Below are 2181 nucleotides of genomic sequence, written 5' to 3'. Positions count from 1 at the left end.
CGGCCTTGAACGAGTAAAACTTTCTAGGAAATAAGGTTGAACATTAGATTTTTTCGACTTGTTCAAAGTGGCCGTCCGGCATCCGGACACTCAAAACGGACGGGTCGAAAGAGTCAGACTTAAGCAATTAAGCGTTTTTCGGTGAAGCGTCAACCCCATTCAGCGACCACCCTAAAAAAGTGGCGTGGTGAGGAATCGCCGTCCGTTTTACGGCGGCGAGGATGTCAACAGAGCCTTAAAAGACATGGTAAACTCGAAATGATTGCTGCTAATCGTCGAGTAATTATGCTTAATCCTTCTATTCGTCAAGAACCCCGCTATGAACCGGCCGCGGTTATTCCCCTAAAAAAAGACGCTTCCATTGTCGAGTGGTTAGAAAAAAATAATCGCATGATTCCCCGGGATAAAATCGCCGAACCGGATCTGACTCTCGAAGAAGATGTGGAACTATCTGAACTCATGGATGTCGATGATATCGGTTATGATGACGACGAGGACGAATTAGTCTTAGATGAAGATTAATCCCGTCTTCTTTGGCAAATTTTACCCTTATCTGGCGCTTTAGTCGTGAACGCTAACATTTTTTCCGCCCCTATCTTTAAAAAACCCACTGGAACCCATCTCCTGATTCTACTAACGGGATTACTATTTCTGTTAGTAGTTTTTTTTCAGTCCACTAATTCCCTGTTACTCCCCCTGATGGCCACAACATTAATCAGTGCTGGTCTTGGTTGTCAAGTGGTGCCGATGCTGCGGCGCTTGAAAATGGGTCAGATTATGCGCGAAGATGGACCCCAGGCTCATTTAAAGAAAGCAGGAACCCCGACCATGGGAGGCAGCTTTTTTGTGCCAGTAGCCCTTATTTTCGCTTTAATCTGGTCTAAATTCGCCCCTAATGTGGTGGCGGTTGCTTTGCTGACCTTTGTTTACATGGGTATCGGTTGGTTAGATGATTGGCAAATTCTGCGTTATAAGTCGAATAAAGGCCTGTCTCCCCAGATGAAGTTAATTTTACAGATAACGGGGGCGGTGCTTTTTTGCCTCTGGATGTTGGTCAATCAGGTGAGTACCGATATCACCCTTTGGGGTCGATTAGTCATTCCTTTGGGCTTTTTCTTCTGGATTTTGGCGGGATTTGTCCTTGTGGCTGAAAGTAACGCCACTAATCTCACCGATGGGGTGGATGGATTAGCGGGGGGAACTGGTGCGATCGCATTTTTGGGTTTAGGTCTTATTATCGCCCCTAGTCATCCGGATTTAGCGATTTTCTGCACTTGTTTTGCTGGTGCTTGTCTAGGCTTCATTTTTCATAACCGCAACCCCGCTAAAGTGTTCATGGGTGATACGGGTTCCCTCGCTTTGGGAGGTGCTTTAGCTGCGGTGGGTTTAATTACTGGACATCTCTGGGGATTATTTTTAATTAGTGGTCTGTTCTTTCTGGAATCTCTTTCGGTAATCGCTCAGGTTATCTATTATAAAGCCACAAAAGGACCCGATGGCAAGGGCAAAAGATTATTAAAAATGGCTCCTTTTCATCATCATTTAGAATTAAGTGGTTGGACGGAAACCAAGATTGTGGGAGCATTTTATCTGGTTAATGCGCTTTTAGTTGTCTTGGCTATTTGGAGTAGTTAATTAAGCACTAAAGGAAAGACCACAACCGCAGGTATTTTGGGTGTTGGCATTGGTAAAACGGAAACCACCACCCATGAGATCTTCTGAATAGTCTAATTTTAAAATTTGTAGGTAGCGATCGCTGTCAGGATCGACTAAAATATTAATACCCTGACTTTGATAAAAGCGATCGTTTTCTGCCACAATAGGGGTTAATTCGAGATGATAGTGAAGTCCCGAACAACCACCGTTTTTTACTGCCAAACGCAGATAGGAACCAGTCAGACAACGGCTTTGACTCCAACGTTCAATTTCTCTAGCGGCGGCGGGACTTAATTCGATCATTGTTTTTGAGACTATTGTAATAATAATATCAAGTTCTTGTGAAGTTATACCATAGTTGTTGTCAAACTTTATGTTAAGAAATAAGCTAAAACGCACTTAAACCACCTAAAATAGAAATAGTAATTTTAGAAAAATCCTACTTATGCCAGCCAAAGATTTCCTAGACTTAGAAGAAAAGAAAAACTTACAAAAAGCTCTTAAAGAAGAAGAAAGAGCAGAGGT

The 2181-nt window shown here is 42.9% G+C and carries 3 protein-coding genes; 2 read left to right on the top strand and 1 reads right to left on the bottom strand.

All coding sequences use genetic code 11. From position 1 onward, the window contains the following. Window positions 1–258 precede the first annotated feature (258 nt). Window positions 259–522, top strand: coding sequence for a DUF3134 domain-containing protein (locus tag O9332_RS27660; RefSeq protein ID WP_002760451.1), 264 nt, complete (start codon window positions 259–261; stop codon window positions 520–522). Between the two features lie 45 nt (window positions 523–567). Then, window positions 568–1635 (top strand): phospho-N-acetylmuramoyl-pentapeptide-transferase, encoded by a 1068-nt coding sequence (gene mraY, locus O9332_RS27655; protein ID WP_288028227.1) that lies wholly within the window; start codon window positions 568–570, stop codon window positions 1633–1635. Here mraY and O9332_RS27650 read toward each other — a convergent pair whose 3' ends face one another. Then, a complete protein-coding gene (locus tag O9332_RS27650) occupies window positions 1636–1959 on the bottom strand; it encodes a HesB/IscA family protein (protein WP_002760454.1) in 324 nt (107 codons plus the stop codon). Window positions 1960–2181 lie beyond the last annotated feature (222 nt).

This window comes from Microcystis sp. LE19-10.1B, assembly GCF_027530565.1.
GTDB lineage: Bacteria > Cyanobacteriota > Cyanobacteriia > Cyanobacteriales > Microcystaceae > Microcystis > Microcystis aeruginosa.
The sequence above is the reverse complement of the archived record's forward strand: the minus strand, read 5'-3'. Positions and strand labels throughout refer to the sequence as shown.

Coding starts and splice junctions, on each gene's coding strand:
- O9332_RS27660 (WP_002760451.1), top strand. CDS start 259: ATGATTGCTGCTAATCGTCGAGTAATTATGCTTAATCCTTCTATTCGT.
- O9332_RS27650 (WP_002760454.1), bottom strand. CDS start 1,959: ATGATCGAATTAAGTCCCGCCGCCGCTAGAGAAATTGAACGTTGGAGT.